The organism is Gordonia sp. CPCC 205333, assembly GCF_048537885.1.
Taxonomy (GTDB): Bacteria; Actinomycetota; Actinomycetes; order Mycobacteriales; family Mycobacteriaceae; genus Gordonia.
Genome location: NZ_JBCLVI010000001.1, coordinates 119,348 through 145,152 on the forward strand (window position 1 = coordinate 119,348; position 25,805 = coordinate 145,152).

Annotated in this window: 25 protein-coding genes; 14 read left to right on the forward strand and 11 right to left on the reverse strand. The window is 62.4% G+C overall.

All coding sequences use genetic code 11. From position 1 onward, the window contains the following. The first annotated feature begins 356 nt into the window (after window positions 1-356). The gene (locus AAFP29_RS00590; RefSeq protein WP_419215357.1) at window positions 357-1,034 is read left to right on the forward strand and encodes a hypothetical protein; all 678 of its coding nucleotides are present in this window, start codon (window positions 357-359) and stop codon (window positions 1,032-1,034) included. Here AAFP29_RS00590 and AAFP29_RS00595 read toward each other — a convergent pair. From AAFP29_RS00595 to AAFP29_RS00605, 3 genes are all read right to left on the reverse strand, one after another. Beyond that, window positions 1,011-2,906 (reverse strand): sigma factor-like helix-turn-helix DNA-binding protein, encoded by a 1,896-nt coding sequence (locus AAFP29_RS00595; RefSeq protein ID WP_419215358.1) that lies wholly within the window; start codon window positions 2,904-2,906, stop codon window positions 1,011-1,013. The genes AAFP29_RS00590 and AAFP29_RS00595 overlap by 24 nt on opposite strands. Window positions 2,907-3,036: 130 nt before the next feature. Next, window positions 3,037-3,618 carry a PadR family transcriptional regulator gene (locus AAFP29_RS00600; protein WP_419215359.1) on the reverse strand — a complete coding sequence of 194 codons (582 nt, stop codon included), beginning with the start codon at window positions 3,616-3,618 and terminating at the stop codon, window positions 3,037-3,039. Between the two features lie 364 nt (window positions 3,619-3,982). Then, entirely contained in the window at window positions 3,983-4,282 is a 300-nt protein-coding gene (locus tag AAFP29_RS00605) for a hypothetical protein (protein WP_419215360.1), read from the reverse strand. Window positions 4,283-4,395: 113 nt separating this feature from the next. On the opposite strand from AAFP29_RS00605, the gene AAFP29_RS00610 reads away from it, so the two are divergent. Next, the gene (locus tag AAFP29_RS00610) at window positions 4,396-5,565 is read left to right on the forward strand and encodes an acyl-CoA dehydrogenase family protein (protein ID WP_419215361.1); all 1,170 of its coding nucleotides are present in this window, start codon (window positions 4,396-4,398) and stop codon (window positions 5,563-5,565) included. 7 nt (window positions 5,566-5,572) lie between these two features. Here AAFP29_RS00610 and AAFP29_RS00615 read toward each other — a convergent pair whose 3' ends face one another. Then, the gene (locus tag AAFP29_RS00615) at window positions 5,573-6,148 is read right to left on the reverse strand and encodes a TetR/AcrR family transcriptional regulator (RefSeq protein WP_419215362.1); all 576 of its coding nucleotides are present in this window, start codon (window positions 6,146-6,148) and stop codon (window positions 5,573-5,575) included. Between the two features lie 83 nt (window positions 6,149-6,231). Here AAFP29_RS00615 and AAFP29_RS00620 point away from each other — a divergent pair, with 83 nt between their 5' ends. The 3 genes from AAFP29_RS00620 to AAFP29_RS00630 are packed head-to-tail and all read left to right on the forward strand — an operon-like array spanning window position 6,232 to window position 8,002. Beyond that, window positions 6,232-6,873 carry a TetR/AcrR family transcriptional regulator gene (locus AAFP29_RS00620; RefSeq protein WP_419215363.1) on the forward strand — a complete coding sequence of 214 codons (642 nt, stop codon included), beginning with the start codon at window positions 6,232-6,234 and terminating at the stop codon, window positions 6,871-6,873. Beyond that, window positions 6,870-7,427: a hypothetical protein gene (locus AAFP29_RS00625; protein ID WP_419215364.1), complete on the forward strand. Its 558-nt coding sequence runs from the start codon at window positions 6,870-6,872 to the stop codon at window positions 7,425-7,427. Before AAFP29_RS00620 ends, AAFP29_RS00625 begins: the two co-directional genes overlap by 4 nt. A gap of 35 nt (window positions 7,428-7,462) precedes the next feature. Next, the gene (locus tag AAFP29_RS00630; RefSeq protein WP_419215365.1) at window positions 7,463-8,002 is read left to right on the forward strand and encodes an MOSC domain-containing protein; all 540 of its coding nucleotides are present in this window, start codon (window positions 7,463-7,465) and stop codon (window positions 8,000-8,002) included. 64 nt (window positions 8,003-8,066) lie between these two features. On the opposite strand, the gene AAFP29_RS00635 is transcribed toward AAFP29_RS00630, so the two are convergent. After that, window positions 8,067-8,522 (reverse strand): DoxX family protein, encoded by a 456-nt coding sequence (locus AAFP29_RS00635; protein ID WP_419215366.1) that lies wholly within the window; start codon window positions 8,520-8,522, stop codon window positions 8,067-8,069. Between the two features lie 415 nt (window positions 8,523-8,937). Between AAFP29_RS00635 and AAFP29_RS00640 the strand changes: the two genes are divergently transcribed. Further along, window positions 8,938-9,831, forward strand: coding sequence for a siderophore-interacting protein (locus tag AAFP29_RS00640; RefSeq protein WP_419215367.1), 894 nt, complete (start codon window positions 8,938-8,940; stop codon window positions 9,829-9,831). 11 nt (window positions 9,832-9,842) lie between these two features. Here the strand turns inward: AAFP29_RS00640 and AAFP29_RS00645 are convergent, their stop codons facing one another. Beyond that, window positions 9,843-10,709, reverse strand: coding sequence for an alpha/beta fold hydrolase (locus AAFP29_RS00645; RefSeq protein WP_419215368.1), 867 nt, complete (start codon window positions 10,707-10,709; stop codon window positions 9,843-9,845). 99 nt (window positions 10,710-10,808) lie between these two features. Between AAFP29_RS00645 and AAFP29_RS00650 the strand changes: the two genes are divergently transcribed. Together AAFP29_RS00650 and AAFP29_RS00655 are read left to right on the forward strand one after the other, a co-directional pair. Beyond that, complete coding sequence (locus tag AAFP29_RS00650) at window positions 10,809-11,684, forward strand: sulfurtransferase (protein ID WP_419215369.1); 876 nt, start codon at window positions 10,809-10,811, stop codon at window positions 11,682-11,684. Next, the gene (locus tag AAFP29_RS00655) at window positions 11,681-12,808 is read left to right on the forward strand and encodes an NADH oxidase (protein WP_419215370.1); all 1,128 of its coding nucleotides are present in this window, start codon (window positions 11,681-11,683) and stop codon (window positions 12,806-12,808) included. The genes AAFP29_RS00650 and AAFP29_RS00655 overlap by 4 nt, the downstream gene beginning before the upstream one ends. Here the strand turns inward: AAFP29_RS00655 and AAFP29_RS00660 are convergent, their stop codons facing one another. Further along, the gene (locus AAFP29_RS00660; RefSeq protein WP_419215371.1) at window positions 12,809-15,025 is read right to left on the reverse strand and encodes a heavy metal translocating P-type ATPase; all 2,217 of its coding nucleotides are present in this window, start codon (window positions 15,023-15,025) and stop codon (window positions 12,809-12,811) included. Then, window positions 15,025-15,951 carry a heavy-metal-associated domain-containing protein gene (locus AAFP29_RS00665; protein WP_419215372.1) on the reverse strand — a complete coding sequence of 309 codons (927 nt, stop codon included), beginning with the start codon at window positions 15,949-15,951 and terminating at the stop codon, window positions 15,025-15,027. Before AAFP29_RS00665 ends, AAFP29_RS00660 begins: the two co-directional genes overlap by 1 nt. 208 nt (window positions 15,952-16,159) lie before the next feature. Between AAFP29_RS00665 and AAFP29_RS00670 the strand changes: the two genes are divergently transcribed. The 4 genes from AAFP29_RS00670 (at window position 16,160) to AAFP29_RS00685 (ending at window position 20,736) form a co-directional block, all read left to right on the forward strand. Then, complete coding sequence (locus AAFP29_RS00670; protein ID WP_419215373.1) at window positions 16,160-16,555, forward strand: DUF4189 domain-containing protein; 396 nt, start codon at window positions 16,160-16,162, stop codon at window positions 16,553-16,555. A gap of 223 nt (window positions 16,556-16,778) precedes the next feature. After that, window positions 16,779-18,782, forward strand: coding sequence for an OPT family oligopeptide transporter (locus tag AAFP29_RS00675; protein WP_419215374.1), 2,004 nt, complete (start codon window positions 16,779-16,781; stop codon window positions 18,780-18,782). A 111-nt stretch (window positions 18,783-18,893) separates the two neighbouring features. Beyond that, the gene (locus AAFP29_RS00680; protein ID WP_419215375.1) at window positions 18,894-20,042 is read left to right on the forward strand and encodes an acyl-CoA dehydrogenase family protein; all 1,149 of its coding nucleotides are present in this window, start codon (window positions 18,894-18,896) and stop codon (window positions 20,040-20,042) included. Between the two features lie 25 nt (window positions 20,043-20,067). Beyond that, the gene (locus AAFP29_RS00685; protein WP_419215377.1) at window positions 20,068-20,736 is read left to right on the forward strand and encodes a GntR family transcriptional regulator; all 669 of its coding nucleotides are present in this window, start codon (window positions 20,068-20,070) and stop codon (window positions 20,734-20,736) included. On the opposite strand, the gene AAFP29_RS00690 is transcribed toward AAFP29_RS00685, so the two are convergent. Both AAFP29_RS00690 and AAFP29_RS00695 read right to left on the reverse strand, forming a co-directional pair. After that, window positions 20,726-21,181, reverse strand: a complete 456-nt coding sequence (locus AAFP29_RS00690) for a MaoC family dehydratase (protein WP_419215378.1) — start codon at window positions 21,179-21,181, stop codon at window positions 20,726-20,728. The two genes, AAFP29_RS00685 and AAFP29_RS00690, sit on opposite strands and share 11 nt — an antisense overlap. After that, window positions 21,178-22,059: an FAS1-like dehydratase domain-containing protein gene (locus AAFP29_RS00695; protein WP_419215379.1), complete on the reverse strand. Its 882-nt coding sequence runs from the start codon at window positions 22,057-22,059 to the stop codon at window positions 21,178-21,180. Before AAFP29_RS00695 ends, AAFP29_RS00690 begins: the two co-directional genes overlap by 4 nt. A 127-nt stretch (window positions 22,060-22,186) precedes the next feature. On the opposite strand from AAFP29_RS00695, the gene AAFP29_RS00700 reads away from it, so the two are divergent. Both AAFP29_RS00700 and AAFP29_RS00705 read left to right on the forward strand, forming a co-directional pair. After that, the gene (locus AAFP29_RS00700) at window positions 22,187-23,398 is read left to right on the forward strand and encodes an acetyl-CoA C-acetyltransferase (protein WP_419215380.1); all 1,212 of its coding nucleotides are present in this window, start codon (window positions 22,187-22,189) and stop codon (window positions 23,396-23,398) included. Window positions 23,399-23,407: 9 nt separating this feature from the next. Continuing rightward, complete coding sequence (locus AAFP29_RS00705) at window positions 23,408-24,631, forward strand: CoA transferase (protein ID WP_419215381.1); 1,224 nt, start codon at window positions 23,408-23,410, stop codon at window positions 24,629-24,631. Here the strand turns inward: AAFP29_RS00705 and ald are convergent. Beyond that, entirely contained in the window at window positions 24,624-25,760 is a 1,137-nt protein-coding gene (gene ald / locus AAFP29_RS00710; protein ID WP_419215382.1) for an alanine dehydrogenase, read from the reverse strand. The genes AAFP29_RS00705 and ald overlap by 8 nt on opposite strands. Window positions 25,761-25,805: the final 45 nt, after the last annotated feature.

Genomic DNA, 25,805 nt, shown 5'->3' on the forward strand with positions numbered 1-25,805 from the left:
AGCGAGTTCCTCCAGGTGGGGTGAATCAGGAGCCGCACTGTCGCGGCGGGGAGTCTCGGTTCGGACACCGTCGGAACCGAGTAGCGGTTGTACCGTATCCGGCAATCTAAGGAAAGTCTAACAACGAGGTAAGGGTCACCTTGGTGTCGGGAGGTACTCGCGTATAACGATGTCGCAACGGGATTCTCGCTGACCTGGTCTAATGCCCGAAAGAATCGGACACCCGCCGTCGGCCTATTTACAACTGAAGCAAAGCTAACCTAACTTCTCCGTGGGTGGCCGTTGAAAACGTCGACCCATTGACGAGCGAGTCGAGCGTCCGGATCGGGCCTTCTCGCGATGATTAGGAGGGTGGCATGAGTGTCGCGGGTTCGCCGCTCGCTGCTGCGCAAGATGAGTTTCCGTCGGCGCGAGCGCTGCAGATAGGCGATACCGCCATCGACTTCGAACGCTTCGCGGAGTCGGTTGACTGTATGTGCGATGAGCTCAGAGCATGCGGCGTGAGCCGTGGCAGCCGCGTCGCGGTGGTCATGTGCGATGGCCTCGATGCAGTGTTGGCGTGGCACGCGCTGGTCTGTCTGGGGTCGGTCATTGTCCCGGTCGACCTCTGCGACGGCCGCCAAGTCGACGCGATGTCATACGGGCGAGTTGATTGTGTGCTGGCGCCAGCGCAATTTGACGAAGTTCTCGAAGATATTGCCGAATACCTTGGCGCACATGACTCTCCATGTCCGCTCTTCTGTATCGGCGACGAGTTCACCGTTCTCGACGTGAATGGCGGCGCGGCGCTGCGTCCGACCGGTGACGTGGCGGTCACGGCGAATGAACTCCGACCGGGCGAAACGGCCGAAAGCCTATTAGCGGAGGCCAATGCAGTTGCCGGTAGCCGCGACTACCGACCAGGTGCACGCATTGAACTTGATGGCGACCTGACTGTCCGCTCGCGGATCGTGGTCACATTGGCCAGCGTGGCGTCGGGTGCGTGTCTACATCTCGCCGCAGCGTCCTCGTCAGGAGGCGGCGGCCCGAACTAGTTGCGCTAGAACCGACTCCTTGCGATGTTCGAGAGTGCTGAGGATGACGTCGACGGTGGCGTCGGGCGGCAACCAGAGTGCTTCGCGTAGGACCGAAGTCAGTTCACGTCTACCTAGGTCTTTGGATGTTCGCCCCAGCAGCGCGAGTATTTGCGAGGCGACCGAACGGTCGCTCATCGGTGAAGCGAGTCGGATGTCAAAGGTCCCCGGTCCGAAGTCGATGAAGACAGGATCACCCTGTACCAGTGGTATTTCGGTGACAAAGCGTTTGATGGATCCGGACCGTGCTTGCACCGACGCCCAGGTGAACTGCTGAGGGCCGAGGGGCGAGTCCAAGGTGACCGGCGAGCCGGGGCCGACGCCGATGATCCCAGCCAGTGCGCTCGGAATGTTGAATGCCGCACCCTTGACGTGTGCTGCGGTGATCGAGGTTTGCCAATGCACGACGTGGTTGTCGCGATAAAGGGCACGAGTGCTGGTCGGAGACTTACGCGGTCGGTACGGACGGGCACGCCTGGTGACCGAATGGCCACGAGTCTCGAACTCGCCGGAACTCGCGTACGCACGGATACTTGCCTCACTCACCGCGTATTTGGCTCGTATCGCACTGGCGATTTCATCGATTGATGCCGTACCACCCGCGGCGTCGAGCAGGGCGCCGATCTGGCGATGGACGGGGACATACCTTTCGACGCCCCAGCGAGCCAGTCCGTAATGGTTACGGTCGGTCTTGATGATTCGATCGTCGGCCACCAGCGCGTTGCGCAGACTCGAGTCGGCCCGTGGGAACTCGCCGAGCGCGGCGGTGATGTCGGCGAAGGTAAGTGCGGCATCCGCGATCCCCAGGACCGCGGCCACCAGATCGCCGGTCGATGCTGACGCGGAGATTGCATGGCCGCTCAGAATGGCGAATCCGGTGCGCCGCAGCCACTTTGCGGCATCAGAGAGGGGCAGTCCCAATTCGATGGCGACCTGAGAGAGCGGGGAGGTTCCTTCCGGCGTCGCCGCTGCGGTCACGATCGCATGCGTCTGCGCGGTTACCTCCCGAAGGGTGCCTCGCAGAATCCATCCTTCGCTGGCGGTGATACCTGATATTCCGGCGCAGACGATACGCCACGTCGCCACATCGAGCGCTGGCACAGGTCGGGCCGCGGTTGGGTGGCTTGCCAAAAACTCATCTACCGCCACCAGCGGCTGGGCCCGCGACAAGATATCGGACCGCAATAAATCCAACGAATAATCCTGTGCTACAAGATCTTCCAACTTTCGTCGGATTGATCGGTCCAGTTGCGTTACGCGCTCGCGAGAGCTGCCGATTTGAGCGGCCAACTCCGTTTGGGTTCGGGGGCGATCGGACAGGATTCGCTCGACCAGAACCAGTCTGTCGCGACCGGTCAGATCATTGACGAACTCGGTCATCGACTCGGATGAGTTAACCGCTGGTGCTGAGATCGTCTCTGCGCTGAGTCGGATCAAAGTCGTCAGCACCTGATTTATCACGGCGGGGCCGATCCGAGGCAACGTCAGCAGGCTATCAGCCGAGTGCTCGGTCAACGTCGAGGTGTCACGAATCTCGTTGTGTGTCAAGGCTTTGACGGTGGCGCCTGAGAAGTCGACGTCGTGTAGCGACGCGGTCCGGCAGAAGGGGAAAGCCGACGCGAGTGTTTGCGCGCTCCGATCGGCGAGGAAGCGTTCGGCGATCCGTGAGCAGAAGGTGTCGGTATTCGCGGCGGTGAGGGTCCGTGTCGGCGTCGAATCAATCCATGCGTTGACGATGAGTTCGTCGTCGGCCAGTAGTGGTGGCCCATCGCGATAGTCTTCGAGCCAGGGCAACAGCGTGGCCCAAGGAGTCGATGACAGGGAATCACTCACAGACCGTGACATCGAGCTCGTCTTTCACATGGGTGCCCCGAGCGGTGCCGTGGCGGGTGGAGCGCGCTCGGTCGTTCGAGCGACTCGCCAAGAGTACCGTGTGGGGAAATCTCAGGGAAGTTGAATTCGTCTACTCGCCAGGGGCGGAATCAGTGACCGCCGCGCGCTTGCGCAGGACCGAGATGGTCATCTCACACCAGCGAATGTTCTCCTCCTCGAAGGATATGCCTCGCAACAAGGTGAGGTAGGGGCCGACGTGCGGCGCGTCGCCGAAGAACTCCGGCTCGTTGCGGCCGTTGAGAATTCGATCCCGCAGCTTCTGGTAGCCCGCCAATTTCTCCTGCGAGCCGCGTAACCGCTCTTCGACATTCGCCACTACTGTCGACCCATCACCCGCGTCGATCGCCTGTAGTTGCACGAGTAGATCATCGCGAATGGCTGTCTGCTTCGGGGTGGTGGTGGTGTACTGCGCCAGTGTGGCGAGGCCGACCTCGGTCAGGGTGAAGAGTCGCTTGTTTGGCCGCTTCTCCTGCGTTACCACCCGAGCCTCGACGCAGCCCTCGGATTCGAGTCGGTCCAGCTCTCGGTAGAGCTGTTGGGGCGTCGCAACCCAGAATTTCGCGATGGAGATGTCGAAGCTCTTGGCAAGGTCGTAGCCCGATGCCGCGCCCTCGTTGAGCAAGGTCGCGAGAATCGCGTGTCGTAACGCCATGTGGTGAGTCTAGTGAATTTGTTGACTATCTAGCCGACGATCGACTGACAGGTGGTCGCCGCGTGTTCGCGACGACCACCCGACCGGTCGGCGGTACCGAAAGAGGCTTCAGCTACCAAAGAAGCCCAGGAATCCCCGGCGCGGCCGCGGCCGATTCTGCCGGCGCTGTCCGCGAGCTCCGCCGCGCGGCTGGTCGCGGTTGTTGGGGGTATTGTTCGGACGTGGCATCATTGCCTCCTGTTGATAGTGAATTCCGTTGCGACAGAGAATATTTCATGTTCCTCGTCTTCTCTGACTTCACCAACGATAGGAACTCATTCTTGCGGTATCGGCGATACGCGCTGTGAGTCGACTGTGGGGCAAGTCAGTCGCGCGATTCGGCGGCTTTTGCCGCGGCAATCGCTCGCATCACCTCGGGCGTCAGATTTGGCCACGGCGGGCGTCGTACAACCGCAATGGTGCCGAGCAGAGCCGCGACGAAACCCGTGCAGACACCAACGAGTGCGTGCCGATTGGCGTCGACGGCGGGAAGCCATTGGGTGCCGGTCGAAGAGACCGAATAGACGCCGACCGGGTGTTCGACGCCGGACCGCCAGCCGGTACGCGTCACCGTGATCACCACGGTTCCGTTCGTCGCTTCATATGGCTCGCTGAAGATCAACATGCGTACTCCCAAGGTTGTCTTATGACCGGTTCCACGATCAAGCCAACACCATTGGATGGACTAGCAGTCGGAAATCATATCGACCATACTTTAAAGTATGTTAGCGTCGGAGTATGACCGAGACAGAAACCCGTGCGACTGCATTCGTCGATGGCGCATTGATCGATCGACTCGCCGACCGAGCGCCCGAAGGGGAACGTCTTCGCCGGCTCCCCGACGACACCGTCGCCGAACTTAAGGCGAGCAACTTCACCAGACTGCTGCTGCCCAAACGCTATGGCGGCGAACAGGGTTCGATTGCCGAATTGCTCGGTCCGACCCGACGTATCGCGCACGGTTGCACATCGTCGGCGTGGACGATGTCGTTTTACGCATTGCATGTATGGATGTTCTCGCAGTTCCCTGAGCAAGCGCAGGACGAGTTCTTCGCCGACGGCCCGTCCTATTCCCCGGTCACGTTGGCGCCAACCGGAACCGGAGTCGTCGACGGCGACGGTATTCGTGTCTCCGGCCGATGGTCGTGGGCGACCGGAGTGATGAATGCGAACTGGGTCGGCATGAATGTGGTTGTCAACGAGGGTGATTCGATTGTCCCGAAGATGGTCGTCTTGCCGATTGCCGAGGTGCGGGTCGAGGATGTCTGGCAGACCGCAGGCATGCGCGCCACGGGGTCCAATGATGTTGTCGTTGAGGATGTCTGGGTGCCGATGCACCGTACCGTCGATCTTCTGGACCTCTATCGAGGTTCGGCGCCGGGCGCTCGGCTGCACGACGTCGGGACCTATCGTTGGCCGCTGGTCGCCGGGCTGGCGTTGACCGCGGCAATGCCGGTCCTCGGTACCGCTGAGCGGGTGGTAGAGCTTTACACCCAGCGGGTCAGTGAGCGGGTCCTCGCGTATTCCGGTGTCGCGCAGAAGGATCAGCCAACAGCCAAAATGCGGATAGGCGCGGCGACGACCCAGCTCCGTGCGATGCGAGCGCTCGTCGACGATGTCGCCACCGCCATCGACAACGCCGTGAATGCAGAGTTGACCGTGCCCCTGCAGTTGCGTGTCGAGGCGAGGATGACCGCTGCCAGCGTGGTACACGAATCACGTTCGCTTATAACGGAACTGATGGAGTCGGCAGGCGCGGGAGCGCATTTCCTCGACAATCCGCTGCAGCGGTGCAAACGCGATGTCGACATAGTCTCCGGCCACGCGGTATTCGATTTCGACACCAGTCGTCTGCTGGCCGGGACACTTGCGATCGGTCAGAAATTGCCACCGATGTCGATGGTCTGACCGTCCGTCAGTCTCGTCGCAGCAACAGATCCAGTAGCTCGTCCAGCCGGCTCGCGGTACGCATTCTGCTCGTGCCGGCGAGGTGCATCGATCCGATTCCTGCGGAGAATGTCAGGTCGGCACGCAACGATGCTTGTTCGGCATCGAATCCGTGATCGGCGAAGGCTCGGGCGACCGCCTTCCACACGCGGAGGTCAGCTCGTCCGACGGCCGCCGCCAGCGCCTCGTCGTGGCGTGCCCACTCCCGCATCGATCGCTCCAGCAGCCACTTTTCATCGCCCAATAGCCATTCGATCATGGTCGACAGGCGTGGTCGCGGGTCGAGATCGCCGATGCCGTCGACAAAGTCGCGCTCGGCGGTCAACGCTCTTGTCCACGACTCAACCAGTGCGGTGCGGAAGCTCGCGATCGTTGCGAAATGCCAGTAGAAACTGCCGCGGGTCACCCCGGCTCGCTCGCACAGTCGATCGATCTTGAGTGCGGCGATGCCGTCTTCGGCGAGTAGGCGGTACCCAACGGCCAGCCAGTCGTCGGCAGAAAGGGGCCCCGGCGTTCGCGGGTCGGAAGAGTTGCGCGATGCCACGCGTCCATCACATCACAACCGAGCCTGTGCAGGGAAAACACCTAACCAATATCAAATTAATACAGTCGTGCTAGTCTGGTTGTGTGATTCGGACTATCGACGGCGACGCGCGTAGACGGTTGCTGGTGCGTGCGGTGTGGGACCTGCTGAGAGAAGGTGGACTCGACGCGGCGTCGGTACGTTCGGTCGCCGCCGCCACCGGTCTGAGTAGCGGTTCGGTTCGCCACTTCTTTCCGACCCAGACCGAGTTGCATGTCTTCGCGATGCGCGAGTTGTACCGGGAGGTCGCTGAAGATGTCCAGGCCGTATTTGCCGGCGAGTTGCCGATGCTTGACGTCGAAATAGGTTGGACACCAACGGAAGCGCGCCGCAGAGTGGCGGCGGTCTTGCATGAGTTGCTGCCACTGACCGATCGGCACATGGAGATGTTTCGTGTCCACCTGCAGTTCACCGCCAAGGCTGCAACCGATTCCGCGTTGCGGCCCGTCGCTGACCAGGGCAGCGACGAAATGCACAACCTATATGGACAGCTGGTGGCACTTCTTGTGCACACCGGTTCTGCCCCAGCTGATCTCGACGTCGCACGCACCGCTTCGGATCTCGGCGTCATGATGGACGGCCTCGCGTGGCGTCGGATGACCGCACCGCATCTACTCTCCGTCGAAGCAACCTATGACTCCGTCACCGCATTTATCGATCGCCTCGCCTTGGGAGTTGACTCATGATCATTGCCATCGCGGCCGCCGAAATAGCGTTCTGGATCTTCCTGGGAGCTGGTCTGGTCGCGCGTTATGTGTTGCGTGCCAAAAGGATCAGCTCGATTCTGTTGGCCTGTGTTCCCGCGGTTGACGTCGTGCTGCTGACATTTGTCAGCATCGATATCCTGCGGGGCGCACCGCCCAGTTCGGGTCACGCGATCGCAGCCGTCTACCTCGGCGTGACTGTCGCGTTCGGTCGATCCATCATCGCGTGGGCCGACGCGTGGTTCCGGTATCGATTCGATGATGGTCCGCGTCCGCAAAAGCCGGCTAAAGGCTCACGCGCGCAAGTCGATTCCCTCTGGCAGGAGTGGCGGCGAGTAGTTCTGGCAGCGATGATCGCAGCCGGTGGACTGGGGCTGATGATCCTGATCGATGGTGCTCCGATGCCGGCGTCGATGGATGAGGCAGCGCAGCAACCCTATTGGTCGACGTTGACAGGACTTGTGATCATCGTCTTTGCTTGGTATTTGGCCGGGCCGGCATTCGCCGGTGATCCGACCGACGATAAGAATGCATAGCGAATCCGTCCTGCCGCGGCACGTACCATTGCCGTATGCCGGAATTAGTCGCGATCTGTGTCGTGCGCGCGTTGCACCCGGATCCGGGTCAAGTTGGCGTAACCGCGATTGACAAGGAGCCGGTTGACGGCCCGATCCGGATCGGACCATATGGTGCCTATGCCGACGTGCAGGCCGATCGTAAACATCACGGTGGCCTGGAAAAGGCGCTCTACGCCTATGCCCAGGAAGATGCGGATTTCTGGGCCGCAGAACTCGGACGCGAGATCCCGCCGGGCTTCTTCGGCGAGAATCTGCGCACCGTTGGAATCGAGGTAAACGCGGCCCGTGTCGGCGAACGTTGGCAGATCGGCGAGCGCGTCGTCGTCGAAGTAACCTCGCCCCGCATTCCGTGTAAGACCTTCGCGCGGTGGATGGACGACGAAGGCGCGTGGATCAAGAAATTCGCCGACGCCCGACGTCCCGGTCCCTATTTACGAGTCGTCAAACGCGGCGAGATCAAAGCCGGCGATGAGATCACGGTGCTCAGCACTCCCGACGACATGCCGGCGGTTCGCGACGTCGGGCGCGGCTGAGCCGCCCATTCGGAAAATCGGGAGAATAAGCTGGGAGCGAGGGCAAGTTGCCCTCGGCGGCCAACTATTTGGACGATTTTTCGAGGGGGCGGTCGGCAGGAGCGGCGGAACGATCCGGCGTCGGCTCGCGGCCGATCACCGAGTCGAGGGCCAGCTTGCCCGGTCCGATGAATACCAGCAGCAGTAGCGCCCAGCAGTACAGCGCTGCTGAGTCGCCGCCGTTCTCGACCGGAAATAGCCCGTCGCCCTGGTGTTTCCAGAAGTAGGCCACCGCCATCGCGCCCGAGCCGATGAACGCCGCCAGCCGCGTGCCGAGGCCGAGGATGAGTAGGAGTCCGCCGACCAGCTCAATGGCTCCGGACCACCACGACGGCCAGGCTCCGAATGACGGGGCGCCGCCGTGCGATTCGGCCGGCCAGCTCAGCAGGGTGGTCGCGCCGTGGCAGAAGAACAAGAATCCCACGACGACGCGGAATGCGGCGATCGCCCAGGGTGCGTAACGTTCGAGTGAGGTAAGCATTGCCTAATCCTATCCGCCGACTGGTGAGATCCGCGAGTGCAACTGCGATAGTGTGCCCCAACTCCGCGAAACCGCCCCGCGTCCGGGAGAGGGGACGCGGGGCGGCAGGGGAGCGAAGTGGCCTATTTCCAGATCCACTGGCGGCGGCGGGCGTCCCACTGGCGACGCTTGGGCTTGGGCTTGTGGTTGTTGGGCTTACGGACGACCTGGGGACGCTGGGGCATGGTGAACTCCTCTGATGTAGCGGACTTTGTTGTCCGGCTTGGGTTTTCGTTCTGCTTGCGAGATCTAAACTATGGCCCGGTTCTGGGCTGCGTCTGCATCGGCGCTGCAAGAATCCTGTGAGGGTGGCGTTCACCGCGGACGGGTAGCCTCAATGAATGCCAAAGATGCGAGAACGAAGGGATGCCGAATAGTGAAGTGGCCCAATTTCGTTGGCACACTGACGAATTGCGAATCAGTCGCCGCCAATTTACTCCGCGCGACATTCGAGATCGGTCCGGGCACCGCCGAGGGATATGAGCCGCTGAGTGCGGGTGACGAGGCTGTCGCGCTGTATCTGAGTGGCGACGGCGTCGAATTGCACGCTCGTACCAGTGACGACTCGAAGGCTCTTGGCGGCTGGGAAGTAGCCGACCCCGAACGCGGGTTGGAACACCGCAATTACACCGTGCGGTCATTCGACACCCAGACACGTGAGATGGTCATCGACATCGCGGTCCACGAGCACGGTCCCGCGATCGACTGGTTTCGAGCAGCGCAACCGGGTTGGCGTCTGTTGATGGCCGGGCCGCGGTCCTGGTACTCGCCACCGTCGGATGCCACCCGGCATATCTTGGCGGCAGACCTGGCGGCGCTGCCGGCGCTCGCGCGCATCCTCGCCGACACTCCTGACCGGATTCCGGTGACAGTTGTCGCCGAAGTTCTTGATCGCAGCGAATTCGACTACCTGCCGGCGCGGCCGAATACCGAGGTCCTCGAGGTCATTGGGTCGGGTAATGGCGTTGCGCCGACGCAACTTTCGGCGACGCTATCGGAGTTGAGTTTCACCGATGGCGACTACTGCTGGTATTCCGGCGAGGCGTCCGACACTCGGGCGGCCAAGAAACATTTGCGCGCGCTCGGGTTCAGCCGCGAGCGATACGACATCATCGGCTATTGGCGTCAGGACGCCGAGCGATGGGCTCGGCGTTTCGAAGAACGCGGGGACGAATTACGCAAGGTCTTCGACGACGCGATCACCTCGGGTGCGTCGGCTGACGAGGCAACCGACCTCTTCGACGACGCGCTGGAGCAGGCCGGACTTTAGGATCCGTTGGCTCACAGCTTATTTCGAGTCAGAAACTCCTTGATGGCATCGGCGAACACCTGATTGTCATCCCCGGCGACCATGTGGCCGGCCGCGCTCACATCGGCGACCTCGGCATGTGGCACCAATTTCAACATGCTCTCGATGCCCGCGTCGCTCACCACGTCGGATTTGCCTCCGCGCACGATCAGCGTCGGGACGGTCACTTTGCGTGCGGCCGCTCCAAGACGTTCGGGATCGGTATGTCGTCGAGCCTCTTCGCCCGATGCGATGAATGCCGGATCCCAGTGCCAGTACCAGCGGCCGTCGTCGCGTTGCCGGACATTCTTACGCAGACCGTCCAGATTGCGAGTGCGCTTTCGTTCCGGGTTGTACACCGCGATCGCGTCGGCGACGTCATCGAGGGATTCGAAACCACCCACGTGATCGGACATGAATTTCTTGATCCGGTCGATGCCTTTGGGCTCTACGTCCACCACGACGTCCACGAGTACCAGGGCTGAGGCCACCCCGGGGTTCTCGCCAACCACGCACAGACTGGTAATGCCGCCGAGTGAAGCTCCGATCAACACGGGTTCGGTGAGGTCAAGCGCGTCTATCGCGCCGAGTAGGTCAGCGGCGAAAGCGTCGATTTCATAGTTCCCGTCGGGTGCCCACGCGCTATCGCCGTGCCCGCGGGCGTCAAGGGTGTAGACCTCGTGCCCGCCTGCGGCCAGGTCGGCCGCGCTGTGGTCCCACGAATGGCGGGTCTGGCCGCCGCCATGCAGGAGGACCAGGGGAGATGACGAACCACCGGTATCGGCGGTGGCCCAACGGTCGCCTGCCACCTGCACGTCTTGCACGTCAAGAGCGAACGAACTGCCATTGATCTGCGTCACTGCCAACTCCTCATCTCGCGCTGTCGCCGACGCTACCCTCGGCTGACGCCGCCGCGTCGGCCAGGTACCGACAAGCGTGAGGCGACGTAGATTGGTCTGATGGCCGAAATTCTCACCGATCCCGATGGCCTCGCCGATGCGATGCTCTCCTCGACGCCGCCGGTCGTACTCGATGTGCGATGGCAACTCGGTGATCCAGACGGGTATCAGCACTACCGTGCCGGACATATTCCCGGTGCGGTGTTCGTCGACCTCGACGCCGAGTTGGCTGCAGCCCCTTCGCCGGAATTGGGCAGGCATCCGCTGCCCGCCGCCGACGACCTGCAGACTGCCGCTCGACGCTGGGGGATCGACGATGGCGTGCCTGTCGTCGTCTACGACGACATCGGCAATCTCGCCGCCGCCCGCGCCTGGTGGCTGCTGAAATGGGGCGGTATCAGCGACGTGCGCATGCTCGACGGTGGCCTGGGCGCATGGAAGTCCGCGGGTTTCCGTACGTCCCAGGGTGATACTGAACCACGTTCTGGCGCAGTCACTTTGACTGCTGGTAGGTTGCCGGTGGCAACTATCGACCAGCTCGATATCGGCGCGCGGTCGGATGGGAATTACGTGGTGCTCGACGCGCGCGCCGCCGAGCGGTTTCGGGGTGAGGTGGAGCCCGTTGACCCGCGGGCGGGTCACATTCCGGGTGCGCTCAGTGCGCCGACGTCGGAGAACTTGACCGGTGATGGGACGTTTCGGTCGGTAGCTGAACTCCGTGTGCGTTTCGCCACGTTGGGAATCAACGACGGCGACAATCCCGTTGTGTACTGCGGCTCGGGAGTGAACGCCGCACATCAGATCGCGGCTTTACAGCTCGCCGGATTGCGCGGGACGCTATACCCGGGTTCGTGGTCGCAATGGTCTGCGGACCCGACGCGTCCGCTGGCAACCGGTGCCGACGAGAACCGTTCCAACGAAGGAGAATTCGCGTGACATCTGGCCGTCAACTGCAATCACTCATCACTTCGACGGGAGAGCTTCGGCTGTCCTTTGCCGAGGTCGAGATCGGTGAGCCGGGCCCCGACGAGGTGATCGTCAGCGTGCAAGCTGCTCCGCTCAACCCTTCTGACCTCGGCCTCATGCTGGGGCCCGCGGATATCTCAACGGCGTCGGCGAGTGGCGAGGGCGCGGATCGGGTCATCACCGCGAGTGTCCCGGAGCGCGCCTTGTCGCGATTGGCCACACGCTTGGACAAGTCCCAGCCGGTCGGCAACGAGGGAGCCGGGATCGTTGTCGGAGCTGGCTCGTCGGATGCGGCGCAGGCATTGGTCGGCAAGACGGTCGCGATGATCGGCGGCGCGATGTTCGGCGAGTATCGGTTGCTCAATTACCGTATGTGTCAAGAGCTTCCGGCCGGCACGACCGCTGCCGACGGAGCCTCCTGGTTCGTCAACCCGATGACCGCGCTAGCGATGGTCGAGACGATGCGCCGCGACGGTCACACCGCGATCGTCTTCACCGCGGCGGCATCGAATCTTGGGCAGATGCTCAACCGCGTATGCCTGGAAGACGGCATTGGAATAGTCAACATTGTCCGGAGTGAAGATCAGCGGAGGATTCTGGAGGAGATCGGCGCCGAGTACATCGTCGACTCGACGACGGAGACCTTCCGCGCCGACTTGACCGCGGCGATCACTGCTACCGGAGCAACGGTCGCCTTCGACGCGATCGGTGGGGGCACCCTCGCCAGCGATATTCTCAATTCGATGGAGGCAGCACTGAGCGCCGACGCTACCGAATTCAGCGTATATGGGACCAATGTGCACAAGCAGGTCTACATCTATGGCGCACTCAACCCCGGAAAGACCGAGCTCGCCCGCGGATTCGGATTCGCCTGGGGGGTGAACGGTTGGCTCCTGGCACCCACACTCGCGAAACTCGGAACCGACCAGTACCGGCTGCGTGAGCGCGTAGTGAACTCGCTGACGACAACTTTTGCCAGCAACTACACCCGACAGATCTCGCTACTCGATGTGCTCGATCCCGCGGTGATGGCGTCGTATAGCCAGCAGAAGACCGGAGAGAAGTATCTGGTCGTTCCGAATCTGGGCGAATGATCAGTTCAGGCTGCGAAAACTTTTGAGCCGCAGGCTGTTTCCAACGACGAAGACACTGGAGAGCGCCATCGCCGCACCGGCGAGCATCGGATTGAGAAGCCCGAACGCGGCCAATGGAATCGTGGCGATGTTGTAAGCGAACGCCCAGAACAGATTCGTCTTGATCGTGCTCAGGGTGCGCCTTGACAACCGGATGGCGTCGGCGGCGCTGCGCAGGTCGCCGCGTACCAGCGTGATATCCGATGCTTCGATGGCGACGTCGGTGCCGGTGCCCATCGCGATGCCCAGGTCTGCCTGAGCAAGTGCTGCAGCGTCATTCACGCCGTCGCCGACCATCGCGACTACTTTTCCATTGGCTTGCAGCCGCTTCACCACGTCAACCTTGTCGGCCGGCAGCACCTCGGCGATCACCTCGTCGATGCCGACCTCTCGGGCGATCTGAGTAGCGGTGGCTTTGTTGTCCCCGGTCACCAGGATCGGCGACAATCCCAAGGTGTCCAGTTGTGAAATTGCCTGCGCACTAGTCGGTTTCACCGTATCGGCGACGACCAGCAGTGCCCGCGCGGCACCATCCCAGCCGACGGCGACGACGGTCTTTCCGTCGCCCTCGGCGCGTATTTTGTCCGCGGCGAGGCCATCGGTCAATGGCTGCGACCAATCAGCCAGCAGTGCCTCCCGACCGACTACCACTGCGTGGCCGTCGACGAGTCCCTGCACGCCCTTACCTTCGACATTCGTGAACTCCGAAGGTAGCGAGAGACTTCCGACTTCCTCCCGTGCTGCGCGCGCGATCGCTGCGGCGATGGGGTGTTCCGACGAGTCTTCGATCGCGCCGGCTAGCCGCAGCACATCGTCGCGACTCACTCCCGGTGCGGTGATTACCTCCACAAGTGACATCGCTCCGGTAGTCACCGTGCCAGTCTTATCCAGCACGACGGTGTCCACGGTCCGCGTCGACTCCAACACCTCCGGGCCCTTGATGAGTATCCCCAATTGGGCGCCACGACCGGTGCCGACCAAAAGTGCTGTCGGCGTGGCCAACCCGAGAGCGCACGGGCACGCGATGATGAGCACGGCGACGGCTGCGGTGAACGCCGCGGTCCAGCCGAAGCCGGCTCCCAGCCAGGCACCGAGGGTTGCGACCGCGATCGCGATGACAATCGGGACGAAAATACCCGAGATTCGATCGGCGAGGCGCTGTACGGCCGCCTTACCGGATTGTGCGGCCGCCACCAGTTTCGCCATCTGCGCCAGTTGGGTATCGGACCCGGTACGTGTTACTCGAACCAACAGTCGCCCACCGGCATTCACCGTCGCTCCGGTAACCGCATCGCCGGGCCCAACCTCCACTGGGGCCGACTCTCCCGTCAATAGCGATAGGTCGATGGCTGATGCACCGGTAACTATTTCTCCGTCGGTGGCGACCTTCTCACCTGGCCGGACCACGAATTCGTCCCCGACGCGCAGGTCGGTGACCGGGATACGTGTTTGTTCGCCATTGCGTACCACCGCAACGTCTTTCGCGCCGAGATCGAGGAGTGCGCGCAATGCCGAGCCGGCAGTCCGTTTGGCGCGCTTCTCAAAATAGCGCCCGGCGACAATGAAGGTCGTGACGCCGGCTGCGACTTCCAGATAGATGTTGCCCGCGCCGTCAGACGGCGAAACGGTGAAGCTGAAACTGTGGGTCATGCCTGGCTCACCCGCTGTGCCGAAGAACAGCGCGTAGAGCGACCAACCGAATGCTGACAGGGTGCCGACGGAGATCAGCGTGTCCATCGTTGCGGCGCCGTGCCGCAAGTTGATCCACGCCGCCCTATGAAACGGCCACGCCGCCCAGAGGACCACCGGTGCAGCCAACGCCAACGACGCCCACTGCCAATAGGTGAACTGCCACGCGGGAATCATGGCGAGGGCGATGACTGGCAGAGAGAGAACCACCGAACCGATCAGGCGCTGCCGCAGTGAAATCAACTCCCGCGCGGCGGCGTCGAGGCCGGGGGCCTCATCGATGGGAGACGGCAGAGCGGCCGAGTAGCCGGCCTTCTCCACCTCGCTGACTAGCAGCGCGGGGTCATAGCCGACGGGAGTGTCCACACTCGCTTTCTCGGTGGCGTAGTTGACCGTCGCATTAACACCGTCGAGTTTGTTGAGTGTGCGCTCGATTCGATTGGCGCAGGACGCGCAGGTCATACCGCCGATTTCGAGTTCGATCGTCATCAATGTGCTCCGTGATCTGCATCTGCTGCGGGGGCGCTCGCACGGCGGGCGTCGAGAACGAATGTCGCGGTATGAACGATGCCGTCGACTTGGAAGTCCAGGTACAAGAGGTAGCGTCCGACGCTGGGTGCCGTAGCCATGAATTCGATGCGAGGCCCCGACCGCGCCCCTGTTTCGGTCGGCATATCGCCCATCGGATGGACGTGGAGGTATGCGAGATCCCCCTGCCGAAGAACGACCAAATGACCGAAGGCGCCTAGGTAGGGCTGCAGCGATGTCACCGGAACACCGTTCCGGGAGATGGCGACTGTAAGGTGGCTCGACGACCCGGCTCGCAAGTCACCCGACAGCGTCGCGGAATAGCCGGCGACCTCGCTTGAGGTGGCAGCGGTGATCCGCGGGTCCGGTCGTAGATCACCAGCGACGTCGACGGTGCGGCTCAAGGTCACCGAGTCATTCCCGGACGATGGCGTGAAGTCGACAAACACTCGGTATGTGCCGGCGTTGGACCAGCTCCACGGCATCGACCAAATACCGGTCGTCGAGTTGAGTTGCGGATGCACGTGCCGAAACCCGCTGCCGTCGGTGCGTACGACGATCAAGTGCAGTTGCTTGCCATGTGCGGTGGTGTATTTCGTCAGCGGTGCGCCGGAGGTGTCATCGATCCGAAACGAGAGTGTGCCGCCGACGTCAACGGTGCCGGGGGCCTCGACCCGACTCAGGACGAAGCCGCCGCTCGCCGAAGCAAGTCCCATCAGGTCCGGTGCCGCGGCCGGGGTTGTTTCGTGATTGCCATGTGTATCGGCCGAAGCGGTCCACTTGGATACGGCGTCGTCGGGGACCAATGGCTTGGCAACTGCGAACGATACTCCGAAGATCGCCAGCAGCCCCGCGCCGTACAAGCCCAGTCGGGCTGCGGTGTTCATCGTGATCGCACTCCTCAATGAATACCCCTCTAGGGTATACCTCACCCACGCCTTTATACCCCTAAGGGGTATCTAAGGCAAGGCGAGATCGACGGTGCCGGCGAGTGTCGCTAGATTCTGAGAGTTACATGGGTAGTTCTCCCCATTGGCATAAGAGTTGCCATCGAGTTCAATCAGATCGTTACCAACAACCGATAAGGGGACACCCATGACGAAGATGATCCGCCGAGCTGTGACCGGGGCGTTGCTTGCACTGATAGCTGTCGTCGGCCTGGTCAGCGTGCCTTCGCAGGCATCTGCCGCACCGAACTACTATGGCTCGATCGCGATCTCCACCCGCACCGGGAACGCGTCCTACGCCATCGACTTCCCGTCGCCTGCTTCAGCGAAGCGCGCCGCAATCCGTAAGTGTTCGGCGCGTGACTGCCGCTGGGTTGTGCTGATGCACAACAACTGTGGTGCCGCCGCGCAGCAGCCGCGCACCTTGCGTTGGGGCTGGGCCTACGCGCCGACTCGTAACGGCGCCATCAACGCCGCGCGCAACGCCGCCGGCCGCGGGTCGCGCACCATTGTGTGGGCGTGCACCACCCGCCCGCGTTACTGAGTCTCAGACGAGCCCCGGGGATCAACGCCCCCGACCCCACCACCGGGGTCGGGGGCGTTTCCCGTCGTTCGGCTTAGTCCCGACGCCCGACTGCGATAGATACGCCCAAATCGGGCGGATAGGTGCCATGCGCTATCGAACAAGCGTGTTCATCGTGTGGCCACGGGTGCGGAGTCCTAAGGTTGGCTTTTGATATCGACGCCAAGATCAAGGGAGCCGACGGGTGTCAACTAAAACTGCGAACGCGCCAACCGTGCGTGAACTTACGCTGCGGGGCATCGTCCTCGGTGGCGCGATCACTTTGGTTTTCACCGCGGCAAATGTCTATCTAGGGCTCAAAGTCGGCCTGACATTCGCGACGGCGATCCCCGCCGCGGTGATTTCGATGAGCATCCTGCGGTACTTCGCCAACCACACGGTGATTGAGAACAACATCGTGCAGACCATCGCATCGGCCGCTGGAACACTGTCAGCGATAATCTTCGTACTGCCGGGGCTGGTGATGATCGGCTGGTGGGCCGGATTCCCGTATTGGATCACGGTGGCAGTCTGTGCGATTGGCGGCATTCTCGGCGTCATGTATTCGATCCCACTTCGCCGTGCGCTCGTCACCGGCTCCGATCTTCCCTATCCGGAAGGCGTTGCCGCGGCTGAAGTTCTCAAGGTCGGCGACACGACTCAGGGAGCCCAGGAGAATAAACTGGGTCTGCGCGTTATCACGCTGGGAGGCGTTGCGGCGGCGGGCTTTTCGTTGTTGGCGGCGCTCAAGGTGGTGACGAGTGCGCTGTCGGCAACTTTCCGCGTCGGCGCGGGTGGGTCTATGTTCGGCGCAAGTTTGTCATTCGCGCTGATCGGTGTCGGGCACCTGGTCGGCTTGGGTGTCGGCATCGCAATGCTTGTGGGACTTGTTATTTCGTTCTTTGTCATGCTTCCCATCCGCAGCGCGCACAATGTGCCGGTCACCGGCGATATCGCCGACGCGGTGAGCTCGATATTCACCAACGAAGTCCGGTTCATCGGTGCCGGTGCGATCGCGGTCGCGGCGGTCTGGACGTTACTGAAGATCATCGGCCCCATCGCCCGCGGCATCAAGTCGGCCATCGCGTCGTCGCGGGCCCGGCGACAGGGCTCACTGGTGGCGCTCACCGAGCAGGATATTCCGATTCAGTACGTAGTCGGAGTTGTCCTCGTCTCGATGATTCCGATCGGACTCCTCCTGTGGGACTTCACAATCGGCAGCCCGCTGGAAGGTGGATCGGCGAGCATCATCGCGGTCAGTATCGCCTTTGTCCTGCTGATCGGACTCCTGGTCGCATCGGTATGCGGCTATATGGCCGGTCTCATCGGGTCGTCCAACAGTCCGATCTCCGGCGTCGGCATCCTCGTGGTTCTTATCGCCGCGATCCTGATCAAATTCACCTATGGCACGACGTCGGGGGATCAGACCACGGCGCTCATCGCGTTCACCCTGTTCACCGCGGCGATCGTATTCGGTGTGGCGACGATCTCCAACGACAATTTGCAGGATCTGAAGACCGGCCAGCTCGTCGGCGCGACGCCGTGGAAACAGCAGGTGGCATTGATAATTGGCGTGGTGTTCGGCTCGGCGATCATCCCGCCGATTTTGCAACTCATGCAGACAGCGTTCGGTTTTCAGGGTGCGCCGGGAGCCGGCGACGATGCGTTGGCGGCTCCCCAGGCAGCGCTCATCTCATCGCTGGCGAAAGGCGTTCTCGGCGACGACCTGGACTGGGGATTGATCGGACTGGGCGGTGCGATCGGCGTTGTGGTGATCCTGGTCGATGAGGTGCTTGGTCATACGTCAAAGAAATTCCGACTGCCCCCACTGGCCGTCGGCATGGGCATGTACTTGCCGATGTCACTGACGCTGATCATCCCGCTTGGAGCGATCATCGGCCGTTTCTACGACAAGTGGGCAGAGGGAACTGGCAAAGATGTGGAGCGGAAAAAGCGCGTCGGCATACTGCTTGCCACCGGCCTGATCGTCGGTGAGAGCTTGTTCGGCGTGGTCTTCGCTGGCATCGTCGCGGCTAGTGGCAAGGACGAACCATTGGCGTTGCCGTTTATCGGTGAGGGTTATACCCACTGGGCCGAGGCGCTGGGTGTCATCGTATTTGTGGTCGTCATCGGCGCGCTCTACAAGCTGACCCAGCGATGGGCGAGCAAATCTCCCGGCGACTCGGAACAAGCGACCCTGGTGAAATAGTCCGACGTTGGGGCGCTGGAGTGACCTGGGTTCAGCTCCGTCGGAAGAATTTCATATTATATTTAATCGACGCGCCCGGACTGTTTCGTGGCGGCGAACGATTGGATAGTCATGAGTTTGACTCCGGACGAGCAGGACATGGTTGCCCTCGTCGCCGACTTCATCGACCAGCGGGTTCGCGGGAATGTCCGTGAATTCGACGAGAATGACATCTATCCCGAGGGATTCATCGACGAGATGAAGCGCCTCGGCTTCTTTGGCCTGTTGGCACCCGCGGAGTACGGCGGCGTCGACATCAGCACGGCAGCTTTCGCGCGGGTGACCGAAGAGTTGGCGCGCGGCTGGATGAGCCTTGCCGGGGCGATCGGCGGCCACTCGGTTATCACATACCTCATCAAAACCTTTGGTACGCAAGAGCAGAAGGACAACTACCTACCGAAAATGGCCGATGGGTCGATCCGCGCGACAATGGCGCTGACCGAGCCTGGTGGTGGAAGCGATCTGCAAGCGATGCGGACCTACGCGACACCCGGCGCCGACGGCTATTCGATCACCGGCTCCAAGACCTGGATATCCAACGCCGCCCACTCAGGCCTTATCGGCCTGCTGTGTATTACCGATCGCGACGCGACGCCCGCGCACAAGGGAATGAGCGTAGTCCTGGTCGAGCCCGGCGACGGTCTGACTATCTCCAAGAAGCTGCCAAAGCTGGGCTACCGAGGCGTCGAGGCATGCGAACTCGTCTTCGACGGCCGCGAGGTGCCGCTGACCGCGGTGCTCGGCGGCGAACCGAATCTGGGTTGGGGTCAGATGATGCGGGGACTCGAAGTCGGTCGAATCCAAGTCGCGGCACGGGCATTGGGAGTTGGACAGGCAGCGCTCGACGCCGCGATCCGATACGCGCAGGAACGAGAGTCGTTCGGCAAACCGATCTGGAAACATCAGTCTGTCGGCAATCTCATCGCCGACATGGGGACCAAACAGCAAGCAGCGCGGCTGTTGACACTCGACGCAGCGCAGAAGCTCGACCGCGGCGAGCGTGCCGACCTGGAAGCCGGGATGGCGAAGCTGTTCGCCTCCGAAACAGCAATGCAGATCGCGCTGGACTCGATCCGCGTTCACGGCGGGTATGGCTATTCCAAAGAGTACGACGTGGAACGGTATTTTCGGGATGCGCCGCTGATGATCGTCGGTGAGGGCACCAACGAGATTCAGCGCAATGTCATTGCGGCACAACTGGTCGCGCGCAACAAGATCTGATCAGCGCCGGGGAGGTGTACAGCCAATGAGAGCTCAACTATCCGAGGACGTCGCCGCATACGTGCGTGAACTCATCATTTCCGGGCGGGTCAGACCCGGTGACTTCCTGCGGACCGAGCCGATCGCGGCGGCCGTGGGTGTGAGTAATACGCCTGTGCGAGAAGGCCTTTTGTTGTTGTCGGGGGAGGGTTTTGTCGAGCTGGTTCCCCGCCGGGGCTTCGTCGTCGCCGATTTCAGTCCGCAGGACGTCCATGACCTGTTCTGGGCGCAAGCGGCACTTGGTGCCGAATTAGCCACTCGCGCAGCGCGAAACATCACCGACGAGCAGCTGGCGCATCTCGAAGAGCTCTATACGCGCCACCTCGCGGCGATGGACCGGGATGCGTCATCCGATGCCGCGATTGCGTTGGGCCACGAGTTTCATCGCGCCATCAACTTGGCGGGCAACTCGCGGCGCCTCGCTCAGATGCTTGGGATGATCGTCAAACAACTGCCGAATCGCTTCTACAACGATATCGAGGGTCACGTGGCGGATATTTGGGACTCGCACCCCAAAATCCTTGTGGCACTGCGGAAACGCGATGCGGCGCGCGCGGGGGAGCTGATGCGGGATCACATCATGTCCGGCGCGGACGAAGTGATCGCGATGCTGCGCAACCAGGGTATCTGGGATGACAGCACGCCTAGGGCGTGAGCACCACGAGCGTCTCGGCAACACATGCGGGTTTCGCCGCACCGTCCGCGCTCACCACATATTTCACCGTGAGTACTGCGCCCGCCGGACTTTGCGTCAGGTCGGTGAAGGTCGCGGTGGCGCGTAGAACGCTATCGACTGGGACGGGTGACGGGAAGCGGACCTTATTGGAGCCGTAGTTGATCTTCGCGCCGCCGAAGCCGAGCGAAAACAGTCCCGCGCCCAGCAGCGGAATCAGGGAGAGTGTCAGGTAGCCATGTGCGATTGTGGTCCCGAACGGGCCGGCGGCGGCTCGCTCGGCGTCGATGTGAATCCACTGATGATCGCCGGTGGCGTCGGCGAAGGCATTGATCCGATCCTGGGTGATGGTCAGCGGTTCACTCGGTCCGATCTCTTCGCCGAGGGCGTCGCGGATTTCCTCGAGTGAGGTGAAAGCGCGGGTCATGGCTGGGCTCCTTTGCTCAGGGTCAGTTCTATCGCGGTACGTATGCCGGCGTCCGGGCCGATCAGTTCGACGTTATGCCCCGCCACGGTGGCGGTCGATCGCAGGTGTGCGGATTGTCCGCAGAATAGTGGCGCGCGATTGCGGTGGACTAGTGTCTCGATCCGGTCCGGCGTGCCGTTCAGGCGGTGAGTTTCAGCCAATGCAAGGGTCATCAACGGGCCATGAACGACGAGACCGGGATAGCCTTCGACGCCGGTCGCATATGGCCAGTCGTAGTGAATCCGATGTGCGTTGGCGGTCGCGGCGGAAAAGCGCATCAGCAGAGTCGGGTCGGTGCGGAAGTCCCACTCGCCGCCGCTGTCGGCGACCAGTGGCGGCCCGGCGGGAACCACGGTGGCAGGTGCGTCCGGTCCGGCCGGGAAATTGGGCTCGCTGTCGGTCGGAGCCTCGCGATAGATCAAGTTCTGCCGCTCGACGACGGCCCGCTCGCCGGCAGGGGTGAACAGCGTCGTCGACACCACGACGATCACGAATCGTCCACTGCGCCCGTTCTTTTCGGTCACCGACTCGACGGTGGATACCCGTCGCGTCGTATCCCCGACGCGCAGATCGGCGAGGAAGGCAACGTTGCCGCCGGCGAACATCCGCCGCGGCAACTCGACCGGCGGTAGAAAGGAACCGCGGAACGGGTGGCCGTCGGAACTCAGTTCTGATGACGGACTCCATTGTGGCAATGCGGCCCAATGCCAAAGGGGCGGAAGGCTATCGCCCGGTGCCGGGGTGGGTAGGCCGTCGTCGAACAGTGACGCCAAGGCCGCGACGGGGAAAGGATCGATCAACTCGTTCGTGGTCACGGTGTGAGCGGTCCAGGCATTCATATCGTTAGTCAGACTCCTCGCTCATCGGGCGGCTTTCTGTGATGCCCACTACAGGCCATTACGCATAATATATTATCCTGGCGTTACCGCACTCTGTCTCGGGTGGCGGTCGACGAGGAGGACCTTGATGCGGGAAGTCGTTATCTGCGAGCCGTTGCGTACCCCGGTGGGACGTTACGGTGGGAGCTTCAAAGACGTGCCGGCGGCCGATCTGGCATCGCACGTCGTGCGGGAATTGGTGTCGCGCACTGGGATTGACGGATCGAATATCGACGACGTCCTCTTCGGGCAGTGCTATTCGAATGGCGAGGCGCCGGCGCTCGGTCGCGTCGCGGCTCTCGACGCGGGGCTGCCAGTGACGGTTCCCGGTCAGCAACTCGACCGCCGCTGCGGCTCGGGGCTGCAAGCCGTCCTCGACGCCGCGATGCGGATCCAAACTGGCATCTGCGATGTGGTGATCGCAGGTGGTGCCGACAGTATGAGCCAGGCCGAGCACTACGCCCTGGGGCTGCGGTTCGGATTTCCAGGTGAACAGACACCGCTGAGCGACCGGATCGCCCGGGGGCGGATCACCGCCGGAGGCCGTGACTATCCGGTGCCGGGCGGCATGCTGGAAACCGCGGAGAATCTGCGCGCCGAGTATGGCATCAGCCGCGAATCTCAGGATCGGCTGGCATTCGAGTCCCACCGACGTGCAGTTACCGCACAGGAGAATGGGCTATTCGGCGACGAGATCGTGCCAGTTACCGTGTCGACGCGTAAAGGCGACGTCGTGGTGGATCGGGACGAACATCCTCGACCGGATGTGTCCCTGGAGAAGCTGGCATCGCTACGTCCGGTCCGGGTCAAGGCCGATCCGGACTCGACTGTCACGGCGGGTAACGCGAGTGGTCAAAATGACGGGGCCGCAGCATGTGTGGTCACCACGCCTCAGCGTGCCGAAGAGCTGGGTTTACGTCCGCTGATTCGGTTGGTCACCTGGGCTGCCGCCGGAGTCGAGCCCTCGCGGATGGGCATTGGTCCGGTGCCGGCAACGCAAACAGCGCTCGACCGGGCCGGGTTGGCGATCCACGACATCGACCTGATCGAACTGAACGAGGCATTCGCGGCGCAAGTTCTCGCCTGCACCACCGCGATGGGATTGGGGGACAAGGACTTCGACCGGATCAACGTCAATGGCTCTGGCATCTCCCTTGGACATCCCGTCGGGGCCACAGGCGTGCGCATCCTGGCGACGCTGGCTCGCGAGATGGACCGCCGCCAGGTACGTTACGGACTGGAAACTATGTGCATCGGCGGTGGGCAAGGACTGGCCGCGATCTTCGAACGGGTTGCGTGAGGAGTTGTCGTGACCGACCCCGAAAACACCTCGCCCGGACCGCTTTCGGGACTGCGTATCGTCGAGTTCGCTAGTTTCGTCGCTGGACCCTCGGGTGGAATGTCGTTGGCGCAGTTGGGTGCTGACGTCATTCGGGTCGACCCGATCGGGGGGAATATCGACTACCGGCGGTGGCCGTTGGCGTCGTCGGGCGACAGTTTCTATTGGACTTCGCTGAACCGCGGCAAGCGGTCGGTGGCGATTGATGTCCGTAGCGCAGAAGGGCGAGAGTTGTTGTTGGCCTTGGCAACTGCGCCCGGTCCGGACGCGGGGCTGGTGGTGGACAATAACGTTGGCCGGCCGTGGTTCTCCTATCAGGTGTTGGCGCAGCGACGAGCCGACGTCATTCGGATCCACATCGAAGGGACCGCTGGTGGCGGCGCAGCGGTGGACTACACCGTTAACACAGCCGTAGGAATCGCGGATATGACCGGTCCGGCGGATAGTCCACATCCGGTGAATCACGTTCTGCCCGCATGGGATTTGATCGCGGGACAAACTGCGACGACCGCACTGCTCGCAGCCCTGCATCGCCGGAATAGGTCTGGCGCGGGGTCGTATGTGCAGATCGCATTGGCCGACGTCGCGTTGGCGGCGGTGGCCAACCTGGGCTGGCTGTCGGAGGCCGCGCAAGACGGGAATCGTGCGCGGCACGGTAACTACATGTACGGCAGCTTCGGGGTCGATTTCGCCACGTCGGACGGACGTCGACTGATGTTGGTGGCGTTGACCCCGCGCCAGTGGACGGCAATCGGACTGGCGACTGGGACCGCCAATGTCTTTGCCGCGCTGGAGGAATCGCTGAGTGCGGATTTCGCCACCGACGAGGGGCGATATGCGCACCGAGAGGTGATCGCCGCCGTATTGCGGCCCTGGTTCGCCGCGCACACGTTTGACGAGACGGATAAGGCCCTTACCGACGCCGGCGCGCTGTGGGGACCGTATCGAACAATGGCGGGCGTGGTCGCCGATCATCGTGCGGGTACGGCCAGCGAGACGGTTCTCGTCGATGTCGAGCAGCCGGGCATCGGATCGGTCATCTCGTCGAGTTCGCCGGTCCGATTCGATAAGAGTTATAGCGGTTCGGCACCCGCGGCCCGACTCGGGCAGCACACCGACGACGTGTTGAGCGAGGTTCTTGGACTGTCCGACGCCGATTTGGGGCGACTGCACGACGCCGGGACAGTTAGCTAGCCACCGTGCCCAATGCGATTCCCAGGGCCTGCGACACGTTCGCGCTCAGTAGCTCGCCCGAATGAGTGCTCAGTCCCTTAGCCAGCGCGGTATTGGACCGCAGTGCCGACCGCCAGCCGTGCTCGGCGAGCATGATGACATACGGCAAGGTTGCGTTGGTCAGCGCCATTGTCGACGTACGCGCGACAGAGCCGGGCATATTGGCGACGCAGTAGAAGATCGAGTCGTGCACCTTGAATGTCGGGTCGTCATGTGTCGTCGGACGCGAGTCCTCGAAGCAGCCACCCTGATCGATCGCGATGTCGACCAGGACGGATCCGGATTTCATCTGCGCGACAAGGGAATTCGGGACCAGTGTCGGAGCCTTGGCGCCTGGTATCAGGACGGCGCCGATCACCAGGTCGGCGGTCCTGATGGCACTGTGCAAGTCGAGGGTCGTGCTGTAGCGAGTCGCAACCCGGCCGCCAAAGCGGCTGTCGATCGCGCGCAGTTTGTCAATGTCGAGATCGAAGACAGTGACGTGCGCGCCCATGCCTTGCGCGATTGTTGCCGCGTTGACACCGCTGACTCCGCCGCCGATGATGACAACCTCGGCGGGATGTGTACCGGGGACTCCGCCGAGTAATACTCCGCGTCCACCAGAACTGTTCATTAGCGCGACCGCGCCGACTTGCGGTGCGAGCCGTCCAGCCACTTCGCTCATCGGCGCAAGCAGCGGCAGTGAACCGTCGCCCTGCTGGACTGTTTCGTAGGCAATCGACGTGGTGCCCGCAGCGAGTAACGCGTCGGTGCAGGCGCGACTGGCGGCCAGATGCAGATAGGTGAACAGGACCTGACCGCCCTTGGTTCCATCGGCGCCATGCGCACCGAGTCTCATGAGGTCGTATTCCTGCTCGATGGGTTCTTTGACCTTCAGGATCATCTCGGCCTGCTCCCACACCGCAGTGGCGGTGCCGAGGATTTGAGCGCCGGCAGCTTTGAAGTCGTTATCGTCGGTAGCGGATCCGACGCCGGCTCCGTGTTCGACGATCACCTCGTGGCCGCGATGGACCAGTTCGGCCGCGCCCGCCGGTGTCAGCGCGACGCGGTACTCGTTGTTCTTCACTTCTTTGGGTACCCCGATGATCATCAGACTCTCCGCATCATGTTCTGGATAGTTACTGAAAGCGTGAAG

Bases quoted from the DNA above. Each gene is read 5' to 3' on its own strand.
- AAFP29_RS00590 (WP_419215357.1), top strand. From the start codon at position 357: ATGAGTGTCGCGGGTTCGCCGCTCGCTGCTGCGCAAGATGAGTTTCCG.
- AAFP29_RS00600 (WP_419215359.1), bottom strand. From the start codon at position 3,618: ATGGCGTTACGACACGCGATTCTCGCGACCTTGCTCAACGAGGGCGCG.
- AAFP29_RS00605 (WP_419215360.1), bottom strand. From the start codon at position 4,282: ATGTTGATCTTCAGCGAGCCATATGAAGCGACGAACGGAACCGTGGTG.
- AAFP29_RS00610 (WP_419215361.1), top strand. From the start codon at position 4,396: ATGACCGAGACAGAAACCCGTGCGACTGCATTCGTCGATGGCGCATTG.
- AAFP29_RS00625 (WP_419215364.1), top strand. From the start codon at position 6,870: ATGATCATTGCCATCGCGGCCGCCGAAATAGCGTTCTGGATCTTCCTG.
- AAFP29_RS00630 (WP_419215365.1), top strand. From the start codon at position 7,463: ATGCCGGAATTAGTCGCGATCTGTGTCGTGCGCGCGTTGCACCCGGAT.
- AAFP29_RS00635 (WP_419215366.1), bottom strand. From the start codon at position 8,522: ATGCTTACCTCACTCGAACGTTACGCACCCTGGGCGATCGCCGCATTC.
- AAFP29_RS00650 (WP_419215369.1), top strand. From the start codon at position 10,809: ATGGCCGAAATTCTCACCGATCCCGATGGCCTCGCCGATGCGATGCTC.
- AAFP29_RS00660 (WP_419215371.1), bottom strand. From the start codon at position 15,025: ATGACGATCGAACTCGAAATCGGCGGTATGACCTGCGCGTCCTGCGCC.
- AAFP29_RS00665 (WP_419215372.1), bottom strand. From the start codon at position 15,951: ATGAACACCGCAGCCCGACTGGGCTTGTACGGCGCGGGGCTGCTGGCG.
- AAFP29_RS00670 (WP_419215373.1), top strand. From the start codon at position 16,160: ATGACGAAGATGATCCGCCGAGCTGTGACCGGGGCGTTGCTTGCACTG.
- AAFP29_RS00680 (WP_419215375.1), top strand. From the start codon at position 18,894: ATGAGTTTGACTCCGGACGAGCAGGACATGGTTGCCCTCGTCGCCGAC.
- AAFP29_RS00685 (WP_419215377.1), top strand. From the start codon at position 20,068: ATGAGAGCTCAACTATCCGAGGACGTCGCCGCATACGTGCGTGAACTC.
- AAFP29_RS00690 (WP_419215378.1), bottom strand. From the start codon at position 21,181: ATGACCCGCGCTTTCACCTCACTCGAGGAAATCCGCGACGCCCTCGGC.
- AAFP29_RS00695 (WP_419215379.1), bottom strand. From the start codon at position 22,059: ATGAATGCCTGGACCGCTCACACCGTGACCACGAACGAGTTGATCGAT.
- AAFP29_RS00700 (WP_419215380.1), top strand. From the start codon at position 22,187: ATGCGGGAAGTCGTTATCTGCGAGCCGTTGCGTACCCCGGTGGGACGT.
- ald (WP_419215382.1), bottom strand. From the start codon at position 25,760: ATGATCATCGGGGTACCCAAAGAAGTGAAGAACAACGAGTACCGCGTC.